General features: G+C 59.0%; 16 protein-coding genes and 5 tRNA genes. 17 read left to right on the forward strand and 4 right to left on the reverse strand.

All coding sequences use genetic code 11. From position 1 onward, the window contains the following. Positions 1-28: 28 nt before the first annotated feature. The 11 genes from gyrA to DWW73_RS02525 all read left to right on the forward strand — a co-directional run bounded on the left by gyrA (position 29) and on the right by DWW73_RS02525 (position 14,456). Positions 29-2,740: a DNA gyrase subunit A gene (gene gyrA / locus DWW73_RS02475; RefSeq protein ID WP_199413458.1), complete on the forward strand. Its 2,712-nt coding sequence runs from the start codon at positions 29-31 to the stop codon at positions 2,738-2,740. Between the two features lie 299 nt (positions 2,741-3,039). Next, positions 3,040-3,116 (forward strand) — tRNA-Ile (locus DWW73_RS02480). A 67-nt stretch (positions 3,117-3,183) separates the two neighbouring features. Further along, positions 3,184-3,259: transfer RNA gene (locus DWW73_RS02485), tRNA-Ala, on the forward strand. A gap of 4 nt (positions 3,260-3,263) precedes the next feature. After that, positions 3,264-3,340 (forward strand) — tRNA-Ile (locus tag DWW73_RS02490). Between the two features lie 158 nt (positions 3,341-3,498). Continuing rightward, positions 3,499-3,999, forward strand: a complete 501-nt coding sequence (locus DWW73_RS02495; RefSeq protein ID WP_117756926.1) for a bifunctional nuclease family protein — start codon at positions 3,499-3,501, stop codon at positions 3,997-3,999. Between the two features lie 30 nt (positions 4,000-4,029). Then, positions 4,030-4,386 (forward strand): hypothetical protein, encoded by a 357-nt coding sequence (locus tag DWW73_RS02500; protein WP_117778651.1) that lies wholly within the window; start codon positions 4,030-4,032, stop codon positions 4,384-4,386. 30 nt (positions 4,387-4,416) lie between these two features. After that, on the forward strand, positions 4,417-4,866 hold the full coding sequence (locus DWW73_RS02505; protein WP_089572580.1) for a hypothetical protein: 450 nt from the start codon (positions 4,417-4,419) through the stop codon (positions 4,864-4,866). Positions 4,867-4,983: 117 nt separating this feature from the next. Beyond that, complete coding sequence (gene typA / locus DWW73_RS02510; protein WP_006235837.1) at positions 4,984-6,822, forward strand: translational GTPase TypA; 1,839 nt, start codon at positions 4,984-4,986, stop codon at positions 6,820-6,822. Positions 6,823-7,246: 424 nt separating this feature from the next. Continuing rightward, entirely contained in the window at positions 7,247-10,996 is a 3,750-nt protein-coding gene (locus DWW73_RS02515) for a Spy0128 family protein (protein WP_117778652.1), read from the forward strand. Then, positions 10,950-12,632 carry an isopeptide-forming domain-containing fimbrial protein gene (locus DWW73_RS02520; protein WP_117778653.1) on the forward strand — a complete coding sequence of 561 codons (1,683 nt, stop codon included), beginning with the start codon at positions 10,950-10,952 and terminating at the stop codon, positions 12,630-12,632. The genes DWW73_RS02515 and DWW73_RS02520 overlap by 47 nt, the downstream gene beginning before the upstream one ends. A gap of 123 nt (positions 12,633-12,755) precedes the next feature. Then, positions 12,756-14,456, forward strand: coding sequence for an isopeptide-forming domain-containing fimbrial protein (locus tag DWW73_RS02525; protein WP_117778654.1), 1,701 nt, complete (start codon positions 12,756-12,758; stop codon positions 14,454-14,456). 148 nt (positions 14,457-14,604) lie between these two features. Here the strand turns inward: DWW73_RS02525 and DWW73_RS02530 are convergent, their stop codons facing one another. The 4 genes from DWW73_RS02530 to DWW73_RS02545 all read right to left on the reverse strand — a co-directional run bounded on the left by DWW73_RS02530 (position 14,605) and on the right by DWW73_RS02545 (position 17,204). Then, positions 14,605-15,750 (reverse strand): polymer-forming cytoskeletal protein, encoded by a 1,146-nt coding sequence (locus DWW73_RS02530; protein ID WP_117778655.1) that lies wholly within the window; start codon positions 15,748-15,750, stop codon positions 14,605-14,607. A gap of 106 nt (positions 15,751-15,856) precedes the next feature. Continuing rightward, entirely contained in the window at positions 15,857-16,546 is a 690-nt protein-coding gene (locus DWW73_RS02535) for a trimeric intracellular cation channel family protein (protein ID WP_233504599.1), read from the reverse strand. 428 nt (positions 16,547-16,974) lie between these two features. Further along, positions 16,975-17,065: transfer RNA gene (locus tag DWW73_RS02540), tRNA-Ser, on the reverse strand. 48 nt (positions 17,066-17,113) lie between these two features. Continuing rightward, positions 17,114-17,204: transfer RNA gene (locus DWW73_RS02545), tRNA-Ser, on the reverse strand. 505 nt (positions 17,205-17,709) lie between these two features. Between DWW73_RS02545 and rpsF the strand changes: the two genes are divergently transcribed. From rpsF to DWW73_RS02575, 6 genes are all read left to right on the forward strand, one after another. Further along, entirely contained in the window at positions 17,710-18,003 is a 294-nt protein-coding gene (gene rpsF / locus DWW73_RS02550) for a 30S ribosomal protein S6 (RefSeq protein WP_006235831.1), read from the forward strand. 48 nt (positions 18,004-18,051) lie between these two features. Continuing rightward, the gene (locus tag DWW73_RS02555) at positions 18,052-18,504 is read left to right on the forward strand and encodes a single-stranded DNA-binding protein (RefSeq protein WP_117778656.1); all 453 of its coding nucleotides are present in this window, start codon (positions 18,052-18,054) and stop codon (positions 18,502-18,504) included. Between the two features lie 72 nt (positions 18,505-18,576). After that, on the forward strand, positions 18,577-18,843 hold the full coding sequence (gene rpsR / locus DWW73_RS02560) for a 30S ribosomal protein S18 (RefSeq protein WP_117778657.1): 267 nt from the start codon (positions 18,577-18,579) through the stop codon (positions 18,841-18,843). A 15-nt stretch (positions 18,844-18,858) separates the two neighbouring features. After that, entirely contained in the window at positions 18,859-19,398 is a 540-nt protein-coding gene (rplI, locus tag DWW73_RS02565; RefSeq protein WP_117778658.1) for a 50S ribosomal protein L9, read from the forward strand. Positions 19,399-19,616: 218 nt separating this feature from the next. Continuing rightward, on the forward strand, positions 19,617-21,014 hold the full coding sequence (gene dnaB / locus DWW73_RS02570) for a replicative DNA helicase (protein WP_117778659.1): 1,398 nt from the start codon (positions 19,617-19,619) through the stop codon (positions 21,012-21,014). Between the two features lie 93 nt (positions 21,015-21,107). Next, the gene (locus tag DWW73_RS02575) at positions 21,108-22,394 is read left to right on the forward strand and encodes an adenylosuccinate synthase (RefSeq protein WP_117778660.1); all 1,287 of its coding nucleotides are present in this window, start codon (positions 21,108-21,110) and stop codon (positions 22,392-22,394) included. Positions 22,395-22,470: the final 76 nt, after the last annotated feature.

The raw sequence follows: 22,470 nt of genomic DNA on the forward strand, positions 1-22,470 counted from the left end.
GGCAGACGATATCAACAATAACGAGGGCATGGGCGAGGCCGGCGATGCCGGTATGCCCGACGATCTGAAGCGCCTGCTTGCCCGTGCTGAGCAGGGCGAGGACGGCGATCCTGACGCCTATAACCCCGATGCCGATGATGACGAGGAAGAGGACGACGACGGTGAGCTCGAGGAGAGCTTTGGCGAAGTCGATCGTGGCGCCTCGGCCGGCGAGGATATAAACGGCGGCCAGCTCCAGATTTCGGAGTTTGGCCGCGAGATGAAGCAGTCATTTATCGAGTATTCGATGTCGGTCATCACGGCGCGCGCCCTGCCGGACGTGCGCGACGGCTTAAAGCCGGTGCACCGCCGCATCCTGTACGCGATGAACGAGAGCGGCATCTACCCCAACCGTCCGCACAAGAAGTCCGCTTGGACGGTCGGCGAAGTTATCGGTAAGTACCATCCGCACGGTGACTCCGCGGTCTACGAGGCAATGGTTCGCCTGGCGCAGTGGTTCTCCATGCGCACGCCGCTCATCGACGGCCACGGCAACTTCGGCAACATCGACGGCGACGGCGCCGCTGCCATGCGTTACACCGAGAGCCGCCTGGCAAAGCCCGCCATGGAGCTGCTGCGTGACCTGCAGAAGGATACCGTCGACTGGCAGCCCAACTACGACGAATCGCTCGCCGAGCCCGTGGCGCTGCCTGCGCGCTTCCCCAACCTGCTGGTCAACGGCAGCCAGGGCATCGCCGTCGGCATGGCCACCAACATCGCCCCGCATAACCTCACTGAGGCGATCGAGGCCACCTGCTACCTGATCGACAACCCCGACGCCACCGTCGACGAGCTCATGCAGATCATGCCCGGTCCGGACTTCCCCACCGGCGCCATCATCATGGGCAGCGCCGGCATTAAGCAGAGCTACGAGACCGGCCGCGGCTCCATTACCGTGCGCGCCAAGGCCCACGTGGAGTCCACCAAGACCGGCCGCAGCCGCTTGGTCTTTACCGAGATTCCCTACATGGTCAACAAGGGCACCCTGCAGGAGAAGATCGCCCAGCTCGTCAACGACAAGCGCATCGAGGGCATCTCGGATATGCGCGATGAGTCCAACCAGAAGGGCATCCGTCTGGTCATCGAGCTCAAGAAGGGCGTCATTCCGCAGGTCGTGCTCAACAACCTGTATAAGTACACCTCGCTGCAGACGACCTTCGGCGCCAACAACCTGGCGCTCGTCAACGGCGTTCCCAAATGCCTGAGCCTGCGCGAGATGCTGCAGCACTACATCGACCACCAGGTCGACGTCGTCACCCGCCGCACCCGCTTCGACCTTAAGAAGGCCCAGGCCCGCGCGCATATCCTCGAGGGCTACCTGATGGCTCTCGATCATATTGACGAGGTCATCAGCATTATCCGCTCCTCGCAGACCGACTCCGAGGCCAGCAGCCGCCTGATCGAGCGCTTTGGCTTTACGCCCGAGCAGACCACGGCCATCCTCGAGATGAAGCTGCGCCGCCTGACCGGCCTGGAGCGCGACAAGATTCAGGAAGAGCTGGACGGCCTGCGCCGCGCCATCGCCTACTACGAGGACCTGCTGGCGCACGAGGAGAAGATCCTGGGCGTCATTAAGGAAGAGATGCGCGAGATCTCCAAGAAGTTCGGCGATAAGCGCCGCACCGAGATCAGCCATGTCGAGAAGGACCTGGACGTCGAGGACCTCATTGCCGACGAGGACATGGTCGTGACCATCACCCACACCGGCTATGTCAAGCGCATCCCGGTGGCCGCCTACCGCGCCCAGAAGCGCGGCGGCAAGGGCGTCTCGGGCGTCAACCTCAAAGAGGACGATGTCATCGACGAGATGTTCATCGCGTCCACGCACGAGTACGTGCTGTTCTTCTCGAGCAAGGGCAAGGTCTATCGCCTGAAGGTGCACGAGCTGCCGGTGGGTACGCGCCAGGCGCGCGGTACCGCGATCGTCAACCTGCTGCCCTTCGAGGAGGGCGAGAAGATCGCGAGCGTCATCAGCTGCCGCGAGTTCCCTGCCGACGAGTATCTGATGTTTGCCACCAAGAGCGGCATGGTCAAGAAGACCGTGATGAGCGCATATGACCGCAGCCGTCGCGACGGCCTGATCGCTATCAACCTGCGTGACGACGACGCGCTGCTGAACGTGCGCCGCGTGCGCGAGGGCGACAAGATTATCCTGGCCACCACCGCGGGCAAGGCGATCATGTTCTCCGAGGAGCAGGTGCGCGCCACCGGCCGCGATACCAGCGGCGTTCGCGGTATCGGTATGAAGGACGGCGTGAGCGTTCTGGGCATGGAAGTCACTAACGGCAACGGCGATCTGTTCGTCATCACCGAGCGCGGCTACGGCAAGCGCACGCCGGTCGCGGACTACCCGGAGCAGAATCGCGGCGGCCAGGGCGTCTACACCATCCAAATGACCGAGCGTAAGGGTAACCTCGCGGCCATGAAGACGGTGGGCCCGCAGCACGAGCTGTTCATCGTGACGGAGGGCGCGACGGTCATTCGCGTCAAGACCGACGAGATCAGCCAGACCGGCCGCGCCACCCAGGGCGTCAAGATGATGACCGTCGACGACAACGACCGCATCTGCGCCGTAGCCCGCATGACGGCCGCCAAGGAGAAGCCCGAAGGCGAAGCCACAGAAGACGGCTCCGCCCCCGAAGAAACCCCTGTCGATCTAGGCGACGGCAACGACATGCCAGAGGATCTCCTAGACGAGTAAGAGGCCCTAGCTGGTAGAAAATATCAGACCCCATATATCGGCGGTCGGCGCACTGCGTGCCGACCGCTTTTTTGACAATCTTGAACCTCGCGTCGGCCCCGGCCGCCCGGCGGCATGCGAAGTCGATCGCGAGTTCCGCACGAGCCGGAGAGCACTTAATGTGCTCTCCGTGCGAGCAGGACTGTCCGAGCAGGCGACTTCGCATGCCGCCGGGCAGCCGGGGCCGACACCCCTCAAAGATTTTCAAAAAAGTTGTTGACGTGCGCGTAACGACTCGTCTAATATATCCCTTGCGCGATGGACCTGTAGCTCAGTTGGTTAGAGCGTCCGGCTGATAACCGGGAGGTCACAAGTTCGAATCTTGTCAGGTCCACCACTTTCTTTCGCAATAAACACCCCAGCGAGAGCCGAGTCGCCGCTGGGGTGTTTATTACTGTCTCCGTGGGGGTTTAGCTCAGCTGGGAGAGCGCGGGCTTTGCAAGCCTGAGGTCAGGGGTTCGATCCCCCTAACCTCCACCATGATGGACCTGTAGCTCAGTTGGTTAGAGCGTCCGGCTGATAACCGGGAGGTCACAAGTTCGAATCTTGTCAGGTCCACCATCAAAACTGTGAAGAGCCTTGGGGCGTTGCCTCAGGGCTTTTTTCTTGTCTGCGATAAATCTCATTTTGGTTTTGTGTGCTGTGCGAAAGATTGGGTAGTATAGCTATTCAATGCGGCGCGCTGCCGCGTGTTAACCGCTACGTACCGGAGGTGTTCCATGGTTCGCGTCGACATAGAGACCATCGTCATGGCCGCCGGTCCCGTGCCATCGCTTATCGTACTTCGTGAGCGCAGCAGCAAATCGGACTCGCCCGCGCCGCTGCGTTCCCTTTCCATTCAGACTGGTTCGTTTGAAGCTGCTGCCATCAGCCGCGGCATCGATAGCGGCCGCGCCGAGCGCCCGATTACCCATGACCTGCTGCTCGATACCGTTGACGCCCTGGGCGCCAAGCTCGAGCGCATCGAGATCGTTCGCGCCGAGCCGCCGGTGTTCTACGCGACGATCGTCGTACTGGCCGATGGCGAGGAGCGCAAGATCGACGCCCGCCCCAGTGATGCCATTGCCCTTGCCGTGCGCAGCAATGCCCCCATGTTTGTGGAGGACGACATCATGAATCGCCTGGGCACTGTTTCCACCCACGCCGAGGATGTCGACGACGAGCAGGAGTTCGAGAAGTTCGACGAGTTCGTCCATACGCTCTCCCCCGATGATTTCTAAATGTCTGGCACGCGAGCGGAGAGGTCGCTGATGGGTACCCGCGTATCGGCTGAGGCGGCGGCCATTGCGCGCGAGGCCCAGATGCGCTCGGAGGCTTCTGAGGCGGCTCGCATTGCCTATGTGACGCAGGCCCGCACGCTTCGCGAGCGCCGCGGCTCGTTTATCAAGATGGTTGTCGTCTCCGCCCTTGTCGCGGTAATCTGCTCGCCCCTTCGTGGTACAGTTGGTGCGCTTGGGTTTTCGATTTCAACAGGCTTGGTAATCTGGGGTGTGGTCGATGCGGTCATGCTGACCAACCAGATCAAGGTACTCGACAAGCGCGCGATGGATATGATGCGCGCCCGCGACGCTGCCGCCAAGATCGCTGCCGAGGCACAGGAACTGTAACGACGCCAGACTCGATGGGAAGGTCTAAAGATGGCACAGGATATGCAGGACGCCGGTAACGTCTCCGCCGAGCTCGACGCCATGGTGTGCGATCTGATCGGCGCGTTCTTGGACGACCTTGCCGCCGGCGAGAATCCGGGCGTAGTTGTGGCGATCGAGGACGCTGCTTCCAACCGATATCTGGCGGCGCTCGACGAAGATGGCGAGGAGGCATGCCTCGAGGCTGCCACCAACTTTATCTCCGAGCACAAGATGGGTCTTAAGGACGAGGGGCTGGGCCGCATCGCCCGCTATGCCATCGGCTACACCGGTTGTGTCGAAATTGACGGCGGCTATCACGACGCCCTGCTCGTGAGCTTCTTCGAAACCACGCTCGAGAGCGGTTTTTCGGCATACGTGCTGTATGAGGGCATGGGTGCCGGCGATGGTTTTATGTGGAGCGACCCTGAACCTGCAGGTGAGGAAACCCCTCTCATCTAAAATCGCTAAAATAAACGAGTTTTCGGTAAAAGGCTCAATATTCCCGCTGAGCGTTGTGTCGCTGGGCGGGCCGCATACGCGTGCCGTTTGTATATGGATAGAAGATAGGGGAACTACATGCGCGTAGACAATCTGAGGAACATCGCCATCATCGCCCACGTCGACCACGGCAAGACGACGATGGTCGACAAGCTCCTGCGTGCCACGGACGCCTTCCGTGCCAACCAGCAGGTCGAGGACCGCGTCCTGGACTCTAACGACCAGGAGCGCGAGCGCGGCATCACGATTCTCGCCAAGAACATCTCTATCGAGTACAAGGACGTCAAGATCAACGTCATCGACACCCCGGGCCACGCCGACTTTGGCGGCGAGGTCGAGCGCGTGCTGCGTATGGCCGACGGCGCCCTGCTGCTGGTCGACGCTTTTGAGGGCCCCATGCCCCAGACCCGTTTCGTGCTGCGTCACGCTATCGACACCGGCCTCAAGATCATGATCGTCATCAACAAGATCGATCGTCCGGGCGCCAACCCCGAGAAGGCCTACAACGACTGCCTGGACCTCATGGCCGACTTGGGTGCCACCGACGACCAGCTCGAGTTCGCCATGGAGCACGTGGTCTACGCCAGCGCCATGAATGGCTTTGCCCGCCTTGACCCCAACGACGGCAACATGGACATGTACCCGCTGCTCGACATGATCATCGACGACATGCCCGCACCCGAGGTTGACGAGAACGCCCCGCTCGCCATGCAGTGCGTGACCATCGACCACTCCAACTTCGTCGGCCGTATCGGCATCGGCCGCGTGTACTCCGGCACCATCCACCAGGGCGACCAGATCCTGGTTGTCAAGAACGACGGCTCCAGCGCCACCGCTACCGTCAAACAGCTCTTTACCTTCGACTACCTGGGCCGCACCGAGTGCCAGGAAGTCGGCGCCGGCGACATCGCTGCCGTCGTGGGCATCGACCGCACCGATATCGGCGATGTCTACACCGATCCCGAGAACCCCGTTGAGCTCGAGCCCATCGAGATCGACCCGCCGACCCTGTCCATCGTCTTTGAGGCTTCGACCTCCCCGCTCGTCGGTCGCGACGGCGACATCGTTGGTGCCCGTCAGCTCAAGGAACGCCTGTTCAACGAGGCCGAGAACAACGTGACCATGAAGATCGAGGAGCTCGAGGACAAGAGCGGCGTCGAGGTCTCGGGTCGCGGCATCCTGCACCTGTCCGTTCTGATGGAGTCCATGCGTCGCGAGGGCTTTGAGTTCCAGGTTGGCCGTCCCCGCGTTCTGTTTAAGAAGGACGAGAACGGCAACAAGATGGAGCCCGTCGAGCAGGCCGTCGTCGAGTGCCCGGACGAGTACTCGGGCAAGGTCGTTGAGGTCTTCGGTACCTCCGGCGGCATCATGACGAGCATGGATACCTCGGGCATCGTGACGCACCTCGAGTTTAAGATCCCGACCCGCGGCATCATGGGCCTTAAGAACCGCATCATGAACGTCACCCACGGCGAGGGCGTGTTCTACCACACCTTCTTGGAGTATGGCCCCTACGCCGGCGAGATCGGCAACCGTCAGAACGGCGCTATGATCTCCATGACCACCGAGAAGGCCGTTGCCTACGCCCTGGGCACACTGCAGGAGCGCGGCCAGCTGTTTGTTGAGCCGGGCACCGAGTGCTACGAGGGCATGATCGTGGGCGAGCGCAGCAAGGCCGGCGACATGGTCGTCAACATCGCCCGCACCAAGAACCTGGGCAACCAGCGTTCTTCGACCTCCGATATCTCCGTCCAGCTGGTGCCGCCCCGCACCTTCTCGCTGGAGGAGGCGCTGGAGTACATCGCCGACGACGAGCTGGTCGAGATTACCCCCAAGAACATCCGCCTGCGCAAGCGTCTGCTCAACGCCACCGACCGCAAGAAGGCTGCCGTCCGCGCCGGTCAGGTCAACAAATAAGCGCTGGGGCTTATAACCGCCAATAAGAAAGGGCGTCGACCGCGATGGTCGGCGCCCTTTTTGGTGCAAGGGGGACGGGTCCGTTTGCACCACGGTGGAGGAGGTTATCCCCCCCGGCTGTTTTTCAGGCAAAGTTAAGTTGTTTAAACATATACACGAATCATTGAAATACAACCGCTTTGATACAAAACTGTCACAGGTAAATATCAACTGGTATTAAATTAAAAGACCTCTTTACCTGCGGTTTACATGACTGGTATCTATATTGTATTTTATGCATTGTGGCATAGACGAACCGTCTTAGAAGTTGCTCCCCAATGGGTTCTTGCAATGCGCTAGGTAGGTTCTCGTTGATGTTGGGGTTTGTGTTCGATCCGACGATTCGCCGTATTCCACAACGTGTTGTAGGAATTAGGGGACAACTATGGACACACACCGCTCACGGTCGCTGGGTATGGCGGCCCTGATCTTCATTTTAATTAGCCTCACCGTCGCAGTTTTCCACGGCGCAGCCCCCGTGCGCGCCGATGACGTGACGACGCCGACGCCGATTGAGATCAACGGTGATACGGCAACGGTTGAGGTCAAGCTGTATACCGATGAGAACCATACTCAAGAGCTCAATGGCGCCGTAACGTCTACTTCGAAGCTCTATGGAGCTTTTTCGGCACAATTCAAAAGCGGCGAGGCGCCTTCGCCCGAGAACTATATCGCTGTCTATGAGCTTCCCGGCACCATCGTCGTTGACGATAACGCCGGTGGCAACCTCATGGAGGGCCCGGAGGCGACCGCTGACAAGGCTGGCACGTGGAAAATCGAGGACAATAAGATCATCTTTACGTTTGATAAGAGCTGGCTTGACAAAAACCCTGCGGAAATTTTTGTCGGAGCCAATTTTTCATTTGAGTTAGCAAATAAGAACGCTGGCTCGGACAGCAGTACACCTATCAAGTTCCCCGGTGCGGGATCAATCAATATTCCAACTACGGATGGCGCCGTCAAAGGGGAGAAATCGGGAGCCTTCTCCCAGGGAGCCGACGGCGTGGCCAAGGTCACCTGGTCTGTTAAGCTCACCGTCGAGTCGTACGCTACGAACGTCAAGTTTACTGACAGCCTAGGCGACAACTTTGAGTTTGTGGACGGCAGCTTCACGCTCGATGGCAAGAAGCTCGGCCCGCAGCCAACGATCAACGGTCAGATTGCGACTCTCGACACCTTAGGCAACGTTTCCCAGGGGGAGCACACGATTGCCTATGAGACGAAACTGAAGAGAAGCGTTTCGGTTAACAATGGCGAGTTCATCGATGAGCAGGAAGCGTCTAAGAACACGGCAACGTGGGAGTGGGGCGGCTTGAGCAATCGCCAGAGCGGCTCCGTGACTGCTGCTCCCAGCAAGTTTCGTTACGACATGATCAACAAGTCCAACGGCTCGGGTACACCGTCCGACATCACGTGGACGGTCACGCTCAACCAAGGCGAGATCAAGGCCGACATGAGCGGCTACAAGTTCACCGATACGCTTGACGATAAGCAGGCCTATATGGGGAGCTACACGGTTTACAAGGGCAGCTCGGGGTCGGAGGTTCTTCCGGGCGGCGTGCTTGACTCGTCGCAGAGCTCGTTTACCTACACATTCCCGACCGATCTTGTCGACAAGTACGCCACCTACCGCATCGTCTATCACACAAAGATGAACGATACGAGCTCGTACGATACCGTGCATAACGACGCGGCCATCGAGCGCGAAGGCTCCGTTTCCGGTACCGATGAAGGCAGTTTCACGCCGCAGCTGACGGGTGTTGTGCCGATCATCAAGAGGCTCGTGAGATCCGATGAGGCGGCGACGACGGGCAGGGCGACATGGGAGACGAAGGTCGCGCTGAAGGCGATCGTCAATGCGGTCCATCCAGGCGAGGTGACGGTGAAGGACACGTTTCAGTCGGCATGGTCGCAGAAACTCGGTGTCGACGAAAGCTCCATTACCATTAAAATCGGCAATACCGAGCTGGTTCCGGGCACCGACTGGAGACCAACGACCAGCTATCCGGGTAATGAAACAAAGAAAAACTACGACCTCAAAATCATCGTTACCGACAAAGTGAAAGCCGCTCTCGAGAACGAGGACTACGCCGTTATCACCTACAACACCACATCAGAAGCGCTGTCGGGCTGGTACTCAAACTTTGCGTCGGTCAGCGCGCCGGGCCTGAAATTACAGCGGTCGTTCACCGAACCCGTCAAGTACGTTGTCAACCAAGAAACGAAGCCTGCGGTCGAGAAGCCGAAAGCGGAGTCGAAGGTGTCTTGGGTTGAGAACTTCGATTGGCATACCGTTAACGGCTCGGATGAGAAGGGCGCCTGGATCGTCGACTGGACGGTGTATGCAAACCGCCAAAAGGGTAATAAGGGCGCAAATGGCGAGTTCGAATGCTTTGGAGCTGGAAAGCTGGGCGGGAAACCGCTGAATATCGTTGATAGCCTTCCGGATGGTATGAGCTATGTCGCGAATTCCGCAAAGTTCACACTCGTGCAGAATCCCTACGAAGAGCATACGGGGCTTGGTCGCGGAAGTGAGGCCAAGACGGTCGTTGATAATCAACAGCTTGCCACCGACAACGTCAGCAGCGCCGGCAATACGGTCACTTTCTCCATCCCCACAACTGGGCTTGGCGACTATGCCGGCTATGCGAAGCTCACATACAAAACAGCGGTCAAGCGCAGCGAGCTCGATGTCTCTAAGAATGAGGTGAAGTTCATCAACTCGGCAAGCGCCGAGTCGGGAGACAAGAAATTCGATACCGGTAGCGGCACCGTCACCATCAAGAACAACGTCATCAAAAAGACTGGTGAGCAAGTCAGTAATAGCAACCGTATTAAGTACACCATTCTTGTTAACGAGTCTGGCGTTGCCCTTAAGAATGGCACTGACTTCCTCGAGCTCGTGGACACCATGGATGCCGAGTGCACGCTGGTGCCGTCGACGCTTAAGGTCTATGAGCGGGTGAATGGTGCCTGGTCACCGCTGGCTGATGAGGACTATTCGTCGAAGATGGAGCAAGTCAAGGATGAATCTGGCTCGCGTACGAAGCTGACTCTTGAGGTGCCCGACGAGAAATACCTCAAGGTCGAGTACGAGGTTATCCCGACCGGAAACCCCGGTGAAGAGGTGTCTCTTTCCAATACCGCCAAGCTTACGGGTGTGACGGAAGGCACGGCGATTGACGAGCAAATATGGACCATCCAGAACGCTTCCGCCAGTGCGGGTGGCAATGGTTACGGCATCACGATGACCAAGTACGATGCGCAGCAGGTTGGAGCGACGCTCGAGGGGGCGAAGTTCACACTCTACAGGGTGGATATGGGCCAGGCTGCGTATGACGGAAATGTAGAGAACGCCAGAACGCCGTTTGACGAGGCCGCGACCGACGTCCCCACCGACGCCAACGGCAAAATCTCGTTCGGCACAAGCGACAAGAAGATGAGTAATTGCGTGCTCTACCAGCTCGTGGAGACCAAGGCGCCTGTTGGCTATGCCAAGGCTGATCCCACGTGGATCATGCTCAAGGGCAGCGCGAGCTACGAGGATTATCAGGCTGCGCTAACTAAGGCAAAGGACATCGTCGACGGTGCGGAGATCATCGACGATACAAAGAAGGACGAGATCTGGGTCTACGACAACCGCATGACGGGCAAGGCGGTCATTAACGCAAAGAAGGTGCTCGAAGGTGGAACGTTCAAGGAAGGGCAGTTCTCGTTTGCGCTTAAGGACGGCGACGGTAAGGTGCTCCAGACGGTGACCAACGACGCCAAGGGCAATGTCTCCTTCAACGTCGACTACAACAAGGCCGATACCTACACTTACACCATCTCTGAGGTCGTCCCCGAGGGCGCCGAGAACAACGTCAAGGACCACATCACTTACGACACGACCAAACATGAGGTTAAGGTTGTCGTGACTAATGGAGAAGGAAAGCTAAACACCGAGGTTACCTACGACAACGGCTCTACAACCCCACCGACCTTTACCAATAAGTATTCGACCACGCTTCCTGAGGCGGGCGGGGCTGGCTTGACTATGACGTATCTGGCTGGTGCATCGCTGCTGTGTTTTGCTGCGACATGGATGCATGCTCGTCGCCATCGCGATCAAGATCGAGGTGGTCGCCGTGAGTAGGCTTTGTCGCCGCTTGTTGGCCGTCGCGACGATAGTTACGGTCGCTATTCTGTCTTTCGCGATTGCCCCTGGGACGGCTCATGCTGCCGATGCTGGTGCCATTACGGTGGACGGTACGGTTGCGACGCGGTATGACGCGTGCCAGCTCTTTTCGGCGACCGTTGTTGACGATGACGATGCCGGCCAAAAAATTGCAACTGACGTAACGTGGGCGAATGATGCCGTTTGCCAGGCCGTTCTCCCCGTGCTTCATGATGCTGGACTTGATGGCTCGGCATCGACGGCGCAAGAGGCTGCCGAATGGATGAATGCCGACGGGCACATGACGACCACGCTGACGGCAAAACTTGCCCGCGCAATTGTCAAAGCCGGCGTCCCTTCCGTGGCCCTTAACGCAGGCACGGCGGCCGAGCTGCCCTGCGGCTACTGGCTCATCGTCGCCGACGACGACGCCATCGCCCAGGGCGAGGCCGGCACCGCGCCGATCGTGGCGCTGGTCGGCGGCAGCGCCGTAACCGTCAAGCCCAAGGCCGCGACGCCCAAGGTCGCCAAGCACGTGCTGGAGGACAGTACCGCCGCATGGCAGAAGGCCGCCGACGCCGCGGTCGCCGACGACCTGTACTGGCGCCTCTCTGCCACGGTCCCGGCGGGTCTTGCCGCCTACGACACCTATACGGTGCAGTTCGTCGACACCATGAGCGCGGGGCTCGACCTATCCAAGGTGGCCACGAGCATGCGCGTGTACGTGGCGACGGGCGCGGACGGCGGCTTCGACGCCGTTGCATGTGAGGGCGGCAATGCCAACTCGACGTCGGCTAAAGGGTGGACAGACATTACTTCACAGTGCAAGGTCTCGATCGAGGGGAATGCCTTCACCGTGCGCACCGGCGACCTGGTCGCCGCGCTCGGCGGGGCCGACGCCTTCACCGCGGGCGCCCGCGTGGTTGCTGTCTACAATGCGCCGTTGGGGGCCAGCTGCAATCGAGGCGCTACCAAGGGCAATCCCAACGAGGTCTACCTGCGTTACCCGCGCTCTCCCTTAGCCGACCAGTCCGGCGACGCTGGCTTCACCCGCACGCCGAGCGATGACGCGTGCGCCTACACCTGGGGACTCAGTCTGATCAAGCGCTCAAGCTCGGACGATAAACCGCTCGCGGGCGCCAAGCTGCGCATCATCGATGACCGCGGGCGCATTCTAACGACTGACGGCTCGTGGTCGACGGATGCCGACGCGTGCGTCACCACGGGCGCGGATGGCCATGTGGAATTGACCGGTGTGGACGCGGGCGTCTACGCCGTCGAGGAAATCGCGGCACCCAAGGGCTACACCGCCTTTGGGGGCAAACGTACGGTGACGGTTACGGCTGAGGGACTGGACGTTAAACAGGTAGCAGCCGCGAAGCCCAAAGTGACCGTGTCGGCCGAAAGCCCCCTGCGGGTTGATACCGCCGATGCCGGGACGGGTTCGATTGGACTGTCGGTGCTCAACACCCCAAGCAAAGAAGCAAGTCGAGGCTTTATGCCCTCGACGGGAGATAGAACGTTGGTGCTGGTGGCGGCTTTGGCTGCCATCGGAGTGGCGGCTATTGTTGCCGCGCTCGTCATCAAGCGGGGAGGAGGTCGCCGTGAAAAATAATTGTCCCCCCCCCTTGCTCAATGGCGTACTGCCTCCGTAGCGAGTGACGCGCAGGCCTACCGACCTGATGATCATTGGTTTTGAAAAAGTTACTAGAGAACCCTCCAAGAAAGAGGACTAAACATGAAGACAACCAAGAGCATCGCCCGCCTGGCAGTAACCGCCGGACTTACCGCAGCGTTGAGCTTCGGTGGAGTTATGGCACCGGCCACGATGGCGTTTGCTGAGGGTACCGCGAACGGCTCGGTGACCATCAAGAACGTTGAGGGCAACCATACCGAATTCGATGGCTATCAGATTTTTATGGCTGATGTTGCGACAGTCGAAGATAAGACGGTTGTGAGTAATATCACCTGGGCGAACGATAATGTGAAGGCGGCTGTCGAGGGCGTCATTAAGGATGAGGAGCCGACTTACAGCGGTAAGACCGCCCAAGATGCCGCGGACTGGATCACGGATAAGGTGACGGGAACCAACGATGCATATTGCGTTGGCCCCGACAACATTGCTTATAAGATTGCCGCTGCTGTGGACGATCTTACTGACAAAAAGACAACGAGTGCTGGTGTTGCCTCCGGTCTAGAGCACGGTTACTGGCTCTTTGTGACCGATGCCGGCAACATCGGAGACGGCGAAGCGGGCTCGTCTCCCATCTTCACTGTCGTGGGGAACACGCCCGTTAAAGTCACCGAGAAAACCGGAATCCCTACCGTCGAGAAGAAGATCGTGAGCGATGCCGACGGCAAAGAGCATGACGCTGCCGACTCCCAGATCGGCCAGGACGTGACGTACAACCTCTACGGCACCGTCGCCGAGAACTTCGATAAGTACGATACGTATTTCTATCAGTTCTCCGACCAGATCTCCAAGGGCCTGACGCTGCAGTCGGGCGCTGAGGTCTATCTATACGATAGCGTGAGCGATGCAAAAGGCGATCTGACCCACAAGACCGGTCAGAAAATTACGAACAACTTTAACCAGAGTGCTGAAACTGTCGATAGTACGACTGGTGCTAAGACGACAAAGTGGACCTGTGAAAACCTGAAGGACGTCAGCGGAATCACTAAACAATCCTGTGTCGTCGTCTCCTATAAGGCGCGGATTAACACGGACGCTATTGTTGCCGGCACTGAGAGTAACGACAACACCGTGATACTTAACTACTCCAACAATCCCATGGACAAGGATAGCAAGGGCCAGACTCCGCCTGACAAGGTCAAGGACTATACCTACGGCCTCAAGATCAACAAGGTCGACCTTGGCACCGAGACGGCCCTGGATGACGCCGAGTTCACCATTCAGGCCACTGGTGCGGACGATGATGCTTCCAAGGGCTTGTACGTCCAGGAGGGTGGTTCCCTTGGTACCGACGCCCACAAATTCAAGACCGCCAACGGCGGTGTCATCACGGTCCCCGGACTCGATGCCGGCACCTATACCGTCACGGAGGTTTCTGCCCCCTCTGGTTACGCTAAGGTCGACCCCTTCACCTTCGAGATCAAGCCGACCATGAAGGCCGATGATCCGGGTGCCGGTCTTACTCTGCTCGGAAGTACGCTTGATCCTAAGAACCAGAACGACAAGATTATCGCCGGCCTCACCGACGGAAATTCTGGCGACAACAAGCTGACGGCGAAGTCTGACTCGGAGAAGGACTCCGACGGCACCTTTAACATTACCGTCGGCAATACCAAACAGATTAACCTCCCGCTGACCGGCCTTAACGGCGTGACCTTTACTTGGATTGCTGGTGGCGCGGTGCTGTGCGTTGGTGTGGCGCATCTCATCCGTAGTCGTAAGCGCGACGAGGGTTCTGAGGAGTAATCGTTCTCCTCGAATATCAACACGAGATATGAAAAAGCGGGGCACCCGGTCGATGCGATCGGGTGCCCCGCCTCGTTTGTTGGTGCAAAGTAACCTGACCCCTTTGCACCACCACAAAGGTGCCTGTCCCCTTTGTGGTGGTTGGCGGCTAAGCGGCGGGGAGTTCCGGCGTATTAGCCGGCTGTTGCGACTTGAGGTGGGCGTTGCGCCAGATGATTTGGATGATGTAGCCGAGTGTAAAGACGAAGGCCACGCCGCTGATGAAGTCGCCTACGAGGGGGATTGCCGTAAGCACGCCCGCGGCGATACCGCCCACGGCTGCCATGGCGTAGCGGTTCTGGTTGTGTCCGACCATGCGGGCGATTGCGCACCCAGCAAAGGCACTCGACACCAACGCGATGCCGATAACGCCGCACAAGAGGGCTCCGGCAAGCGACAGACCTGCGATAGAGATAATCAGCAGTAGGACGGCGGGGGCGATAGCGATCGCACCCAGAAGACCGCTCACCCACAGAGGCATGGGACGCTGGTGGAGCATGCCGGCGGCGCCGGCGGTCGCGCGCGGAAAGACGAGCTCGAGCAGCAGAGCGACAAAGCAGGTCGAGAGGGCAGCGGCGACGATACCGCCGATGACATCGTTGGCGGTGGAAGTATCTTCGTTTTCGGTGCGGTCGATCTTGAGCGCGCCGACCTCGGCTCCCGCGGCGCGCTCGGGGTCCTCGGAGACGTGTGCATTCACGGTGCCGGTGATGTGGGCGTTCTTGCCCAGGATGAGCTTGTCGGCCCAGACCTCGACATCGCCCTCGACGGTGCCATCGATGGTCACCGTATCGCCCGCAAGCGCTGCCGACTTGGTAGAGCCGCGCAGGGCAACCGTCTCGCCTATCGCATAGAAACAGTTGGCGGTGCTGTCGGAATTGAGCACGACATGCTGACCGACGACCGTGACGCTGCCATCAACCGTGGTCTTGGCAATGTCGATGGTGCGCCCCGCAAGACGAATGGCGCCGCCCACCGTGCAGTCGCGGATCGAGAGAGTATCGCCCGCGGCGATGATATCGCGGTCGATGGAGGTGTCGTCCAGGTTGAGGCTCTGACCTGCCCAGTACAGGTCACCTTCGACGCCGGACGGATTGGCGTCATTGTCGGTCGCAAGTACGTTGCCTGCGGTGTCCGTGCCGGCAAGAGCCGTAGCGGGAAGTGCGGTGAGCGCCAGAGCGATGAGCGCGAATAGGATGGTGATGCGGCCCCACGCTTTACGGCGTTGGGTCGACGGGAATTGATTGTGGGGCATAGTGAATCCTTCGTCAGATGCTCGATATGCACCTAACAGGGTACCCAACGCGTGGGCGCTCTAAAAGAACCTCTCGGTTGCATTTCGAAGGATGAGCCCGCGCAATCTACTTTTTGTGGTGCAAAAAGCGCGCTATGTCCTCTTCGGTGGGGCTTTTGATGTCAAAACGCAGCGACAGCCAGCGCAGCCCCATGGTTACCGCAACGCATACGATCAACGCGGTGATGTTGCTGACGACGCCGCTCATGACAAGGCATACATAGCTCGCCGAGCCGGCGATGGCTGCGATGGCATAGAAGTTGGTGCGCTGGAAAATTCCCGGTACCACGCCCATAAAACTGTCGCGCAGCATGCCGCCGCCCACCGCGGTGAAAAAGCCCATCATGATGCACACCGCCGGCGCAAAGCCGTAGACCAGCGCCTTGTCTGCTCCAGTGGCGGCATAGATGCCGACCGAGATGATGTCGAGCAGGGGAATGAGTTTTTCGGGTTTGTCGACGATTGCCGGGAAAATATAGATGATGGCTGCCGTGGCAATGGAAAGCGGGAGCGCCATCGGCTGGTTGAGGATGTAGACGTTGCCCACCTGCAGCGTCATATCGCGTAAAAGACCGCCGCCCAAGCCACAGACCACGGCGAGCGCGACCGCGCCCACCAAGTCGAGCTTGTGCTCGCGTGCGACCAACACGCCCGAGATCGATGCAGCGACAACAGCGAACATCTCGAGCCAAAATGGGATAGCGACCATGGCATCCGTGGCGTGTGAGGTAACAGTCATAGCGGCGACGACGGGCAAGATGGGGTCCTTTTGGTTGCGGGTTTAGACAATGCCCGTACATAGTACATGGTTGGCGGGCGTGGTGACCCTATTGCTCGGTAAACGGTCGGGACTGGGAACGGTCATGGGTACCAAACATATACATCAGCCTTCAAAGATGTCGAAAAATGTCGGTTTTGGAGGGTGACGTACATGTTTGAGATTCAAGGCGAAATCGAAAGCAATGGGGGGCGTGGCTGAATAGGAGGGATGTCCAAATTTTGAGCGGAGCTCAAAATTTATGCGGTCGGCTTGCACCGACCGCACTGCGCTAAAAACGCGCCACTGGCGCGTTTTCTTTACGCTCCGCGTCCTGACGGGTTCGAATCCCTCCTCCTCCGCCGTATTTGCTTGTAAGGGACTCTAAACAAAAAAGCCCCCGTTTTCGGGAGCTTTCTCAACCAAAATGGCGGAGGAGGAGGGATTCGAACCCTCGTGACCTTATACAGGCCAAACGGTTTTCGAGACCGCCGCATTCAACCACTCTGCCACCCCTCCGCGTGGGGTAAAAACAAAGCAGGCTCGAAGGCCTGCTTTGGAATTAACTGGCGGAGAGTCAGGGATTTGAACCCTGGAGACGCTTTTGACGCCTACACGATTTCCAATCGTGCTCCTTCGGCCACTCGGACAACTCTCCGTTAAATGCGAAAGTCAGTATACACGAGGAATCGCAAAGTGCAAACAGAAAAGTTGGCATTTTTTAAAACGCTTGGCCGTGCTTGGCGCTGCAGTGGGGCTTGAGGTCCCAAAAAACGGCTTCCGACCAGCGTGGTTGATCAACTCAATTGTTCAAAAAAGGGTATTCATAAGCGACTTGGCAATGAATTTAAAAATCTTTGGGTGGTGCTGTGGGCCACTGGTATGCATTTTGCGACCACAGCCTTGTGCCCGCTGACCTGCGGCTTGGCTCAGCTTGTCCCCACGGCACCGTATCTTGAACACAGATCCGTCAAGCATTTGGTCAGCATTTGGTTGGAATGCGCATGAAGAGCCGTGTAAGCATGGACATATGTGGAGGTCATGAGGTTGTAGCTGCATATTCTTGCAGCCTGGGAGGTTGAAAGATATTATTACCAAGTCTTTTCCTGCTTCAGGCGCACCTTCACGACCTGAAGCCACATTTGCCCAGAGGAGGTGACAATATGAAGGCTTATGAACTGCTGTTCTTTGTTGACCCGTCGCTCGACCCCGAGACTCGTCTCGCTGTTATGAAGCGTATCGATACCACGATCGCTGAGGGCGCTGGCAAGGTCGACTCCGTTGACGAGTGGGGCAAGCGCAAGCTCGCCTACGAGATCAACGACCTCACCGATGGTGACTACACCCTCATCAACTTCCACGCAGATCCTACCCAGATCGCCGAGCTTGATCGCGTCCTGCGCATCACCGACGCTGTGGTCCGCCACATGATCGTCCGTCGCGACGACCAGGAGTAAGACTGTCGTTTTGGACTGGGCTTGTGCCCCAAGAGGAAGTAGTGAGTTATGAGCATCAATCGAGTGAACATCACCGGTAACCTCACCCGCGATCCCGAGCTGCGCGCCACCGCCGGCGGAACCCAGGTTCTGTCCTTTGGCGTCGCTGTGAACGATCGCCGCCGCAATGCGCAGACGGGCGAGTGGGAGGACTATCCCAACTTTGTCGACTGCACTATGTTTGGCACCCGCGCCGAGGCCGTGAGCCGTTTCCTGGCAAAGGGAAACAAGGTCGCGATCGAGGGCAAGCTGCGCTACAGCTCTTGGGAGCGCGATGGTCAGCGCAGGAGCAAACTTGAGGTCATCGTCGATGAGATCGAGTTTATGAGCTCCCGTGGTGGCCAGGGTGGCTACGATCAGGGCAGTTACGCCCCCGCAGCTCCCGCGCCCGCAGCGCGTCCCGCCGCACCGGTGGCAACACCGCCCGCGGTCGACGTCTACGATGAGGACATCCCGTTCTAAGGGTTGTTCACCTATTTTTGAGTGAGAGGCGGCTTCGGCTCGCCGAAGTTGCCAAATGAAAGGTATTTTGACATGGCTAATGATTATTCTGCACGTCAGCCGCGTCGTAAGTACTGCCAGTTCTGCAAGGAGAACACTGAGTTCATCGACTATAAGGACACTCAGCTTCTCCGTAAGTACATGACCGACCGTGGCAAGATCAAGCCCCGTCGCGTCACTGGCGCTTGCACGCAGCATCAGCATGACATCGCCAACGCCATCAAGCGCGCCCGCGAGATGGCTCTCCTGCCGTACACCGTCCCCGTGGTTTCCTCTCGTGGCAACCGCGACCGCGGCTAAGAAGGGAGACGCATCATGAAGGTTATTCTTCTCGATGAGATCAAGGGCAAGGGCGGCGAGGGTGACGTCGTAGAGGTCGCTCAGGGTTACGCTGAGAACTTCCTGTTCCCCAAGAAGCTCGCCGTTGCCGCCACCAAGGGCAACCTCAAGCAGCTTGACGAGCGTCGCAACAACATCGCCAAGCGCGAGGCCGTCCGTCTGGCTACCGCCAACGAGACCAAGGCTGCCCTCGAGGGCAAGCAGGTCACCGTTGACGTCAAGGTCGGCGACGAGGGCATCCTCTTTGGCTCCGTTACCGCCGCTATGATCGCTGACGCCATCAAGGATCAGCTCGGTATGGACATCGACCGCAAGCGCGTCGAGCTCGGTAAGCCCATCAAGGTTGCCGGTGCCCACACCGTCGCTATCTCGCTGTACCGCGAGATCAAGGCCGAGGTTGTCGTTCTCGTCGGCGTTACCGCCGAGGAGCTCGCTGCCGAGGCTGAGGTTGAGGAGACCGCTGAGGTCGCCGAGGCCGAGACCGCCGAGGTCGAGACCGAGGCTGCTGCCGAGTAGCATTTGCTGCAACGCAACAATCTTGTTCTAAGAAGGGCGCTCTGGGAGACCAGGGCGCCCTTTTATTATTTGCGCTGGGTGAGTGTCGTAACAGCCATTGAGATGCGGCTCCGTGTATGGGACCGTTCATCCGTTTGGTTCGGTGATGATTACCAAGGCGCGGCTCGATTTATAGCCGTGGCTGATACTATGGATGCTCGCAAGCGATATGAATGAGGATGCTCATGGCATATGACGATAGGGAGACGGGGTTGACGGTCGAGGATCGCGGTTCCAAGTTGGGTCTCCCCCAAAACCAAGATGCAGAGGCCAACGTACTGGCCGCTATGCTGCTATCGCCCGAGGTGGTCGAAGAGGCCCAAGTCGAGCTGCAGCCCGATGACTTCTACCGGCCTATTCATAAGACCATCTATACCGCGATGGTCGATATGTACAACAGCCGCATCCCCATCGACTCCATCTCGTTGATCGATTACCTGCGAAGCATCAACAAGCTCGATGCCGTGGGCGGCGAGGCGTACATTTTGGAGCTGATGGGTCAGACCCTGTCGCTCGTCAACTGGCAGCACCATGCCGCCATCGTTCGTCGCGACTCGATGCTGCGTGAGCTGATTGGCGCTACCAACGAGATCAACGCGCTGGCCTACAACGCCCCCACCGACACCAAAGAGGTCGTGGAGCTAGCCGAGAGCAAGCTGCTCAAGGTTACGGCGCGTGAGGTTAAGTCGAGCTACAAGACGCTGACCGAGTTTATGGTCGAGGCCTATAACGAGGCCGAGGAAGTGTGCAAGGCCGGCGGTCAGGCTGCAGGCGTGCCCACGGGCTTCCCGTCGCTCGACCGTATGCTCATGGGCTTCCGCGAGGGCCAGCTCATCATTATCGGCGCCCGCCCCGCCGTGGGTAAGACGTCGTTCGCCCTGAACTTGGCGCTCAATGCCGCCGCAGCGGGCTATACCGTCGGCTTCTTCTCGTTGGAGATGTCGGGCAAGGAAATTGCTCAGCGTCTGATTTGCGCCTATGCCATGATCTCGATCAGCGATTTCCGTACGGGCCGCATTAGTCCCGAGCAGTGGGCCAACATCAATGAGGCCACGCAGACGCTGTCCAAGCTCGATATTCTGATTGACGATACGCCCGGCACCACGGTGACCGAGATTCGCGCCAAGAGCCGCCGCATGCTCCATAACAAGGAGAAGGCCATCATCATCCTGGACTACTTGCAGCTGGTGAGTCCTCCGCCGGGACGTCGTTCCGAGAGCCGTACCGTCGAGGTCTCCGAGATGTCGCGTGGTCTGAAGATTATGGCCAAGGAGCTCAAGATTCCGTTGATCGCGCTGTCGCAGCTGTCGCGTCAGGTCGAGTCCCGTACCGGCAAGCGCCCACAGCTGTCCGACCTGCGTGAATCGGGCTCCATCGAGCAAGATGCCGATATTGTCATGTTCTTGGACCGTTCTGCCGACGAGGCCGAGGCCTCGCGCGACGATCGACCCGACGAGGGCGTTACGCGTATCGTCGTGGCCAAGAACCGTTCGGGCCCGATCGGTGACGTCGACCTGATGTTCCTGCCGGCATCCACCAAGTTCTATGAGCTTGATGGGGCGCATACCGAGGAGTAGGACAGGCGCCCGTTGCACGGGTATACTGGGAATGTTTTGTGCTTCTGCGTGCCAGTGTGGCGCGTAGACAGTCCATGAATGTAAGGAGTAAACATGCCGTCAACCGTTTTGGTCGGTGCCCAGTGGGGCGATGAGGGCAAGGGTAAGATTTGCGACCTGGTCGCCGGCGACTTCGATGCCGTCGTGCGCTATTCGGGCGGCAATAACGCCGGCCACACCATCGTCGTCAACGGCAAGAAGTACGGCCTGCACCAGGTGCCCTCCGGCATCATGTATTCCGACCATGTGTCGGTGATCGGTAACGGCTGTATCGTCAACCCCAAGGTTGTCCTTGAGGAGATTGACATGTTCGAGGCCGACGGCATCACCACCAAGAACCTCAAGATCAGTGGTAACGCGCATGTCATCATGCCGTACCACATTGATCTGGATGGTGCTTTTGAGCAGAAGCTCGGCAAGAAGAACATCGGTACCACCAAGCGCGGTATCGGTCCGTGCTATCAGGACAAGATGGCCCGCATCGGACTGCGCATGCAGGACATGCTGGACGAGGCGCTGTTCCGCGACAAGCTGGAGACCGCTCTTGCCCGCGTAAATCCTGAGCTCGAGCTCATCTACCACCTGCCCACCTACACCGTGGACCAGATCTGCGACGAGTACCTGCCCATGGCCGAGCGTCTGCGCCCCTACATCACCGAGACGAGCCTGCTGCTCAACAACATGATCGATGAGGGCAAGGACCTGCTGTTTGAGGGCGCCCAGGCGACGCTGCTCGACATCGATCACGGCACCTATCCGTACGTGACGTCTTCTAACTGCACCGCCGGCGGCGCCATCACCGGCTCCGGCGTCGGCATGAAGAACGTCGACCGCGTGCTGGGCGTCATGAAGGCCTATATCACCCGTGTCGGTTCGGGCCCCATGCCCACCGAGCTTTCCTATGAGTCCGAAGCCGGTCACACGCTGACCGAGGAGGGCTACGAGTACGGCGTGACCACCGGTCGCCGTCGTCGCTGCGGCTGGTTTGACGGCCCCATCGCCAACTACGCCTCGCGCGTCAACGGTCTCACCGATATCGCCCTGACCAAGCTCGACGTGCTTTCGGCCTTCGACACCATTAAGGTGTGCGTTGCCTACGACGTCGATGGCGAGCGCTACACGAGTGTGCCCGAGCATCAGGTGCGTTTTGAGAACGCCAAGCCCATCTACGAGGAGCTCCCTGGCTGGAAGTGCGACATCACCGGCTGCCGCAGCTTTGACGAGCTGCCGCAGGAGGCCCAGGACTACGTGGCGTTTATCGAGGATCTGGCACACACCCGCGTGACGTTCATTGGCGTTGGCGCCGGTCGCGAGCAGATCATCAACCGATTCTGGAAGTAATCGGTTTATACGGTTATTGCGATATACCCCTTTGCAGCCCAGACGGGCGGCCGAGGGGTATATTTGCTTGCAAAGG

This window comes from Collinsella sp. AF16-8 (assembly GCF_003462695.1).
GTDB lineage: Bacteria > Actinomycetota > Coriobacteriia > Coriobacteriales > Coriobacteriaceae > Collinsella.

Coding starts and splice junctions, on each gene's coding strand:
- gyrA (WP_199413458.1), top strand. CDS start 29: ATGGGCGAGGCCGGCGATGCCGGTATGCCCGACGATCTGAAGCGCCTG.
- DWW73_RS02495 (WP_117756926.1), top strand. CDS start 3,499: ATGGTTCGCGTCGACATAGAGACCATCGTCATGGCCGCCGGTCCCGTG.
- DWW73_RS02500 (WP_117778651.1), top strand. CDS start 4,030: ATGGGTACCCGCGTATCGGCTGAGGCGGCGGCCATTGCGCGCGAGGCC.
- DWW73_RS02505 (WP_089572580.1), top strand. CDS start 4,417: ATGGCACAGGATATGCAGGACGCCGGTAACGTCTCCGCCGAGCTCGAC.
- typA (WP_006235837.1), top strand. CDS start 4,984: ATGCGCGTAGACAATCTGAGGAACATCGCCATCATCGCCCACGTCGAC.
- DWW73_RS02515 (WP_117778652.1), top strand. CDS start 7,247: ATGGACACACACCGCTCACGGTCGCTGGGTATGGCGGCCCTGATCTTC.
- DWW73_RS02520 (WP_117778653.1), top strand. CDS start 10,950: ATGCTCGTCGCCATCGCGATCAAGATCGAGGTGGTCGCCGTGAGTAGG.
- DWW73_RS02525 (WP_117778654.1), top strand. CDS start 12,756: ATGAAGACAACCAAGAGCATCGCCCGCCTGGCAGTAACCGCCGGACTT.
- DWW73_RS02530 (WP_117778655.1), bottom strand. CDS start 15,750: ATGCCCCACAATCAATTCCCGTCGACCCAACGCCGTAAAGCGTGGGGC.
- rpsF (WP_006235831.1), top strand. CDS start 17,710: ATGAAGGCTTATGAACTGCTGTTCTTTGTTGACCCGTCGCTCGACCCC.
- DWW73_RS02555 (WP_117778656.1), top strand. CDS start 18,052: ATGAGCATCAATCGAGTGAACATCACCGGTAACCTCACCCGCGATCCC.
- rpsR (WP_117778657.1), top strand. CDS start 18,577: ATGGCTAATGATTATTCTGCACGTCAGCCGCGTCGTAAGTACTGCCAG.
- rplI (WP_117778658.1), top strand. CDS start 18,859: ATGAAGGTTATTCTTCTCGATGAGATCAAGGGCAAGGGCGGCGAGGGT.
- dnaB (WP_117778659.1), top strand. CDS start 19,617: ATGCTCATGGCATATGACGATAGGGAGACGGGGTTGACGGTCGAGGAT.
- DWW73_RS02575 (WP_117778660.1), top strand. CDS start 21,108: ATGCCGTCAACCGTTTTGGTCGGTGCCCAGTGGGGCGATGAGGGCAAG.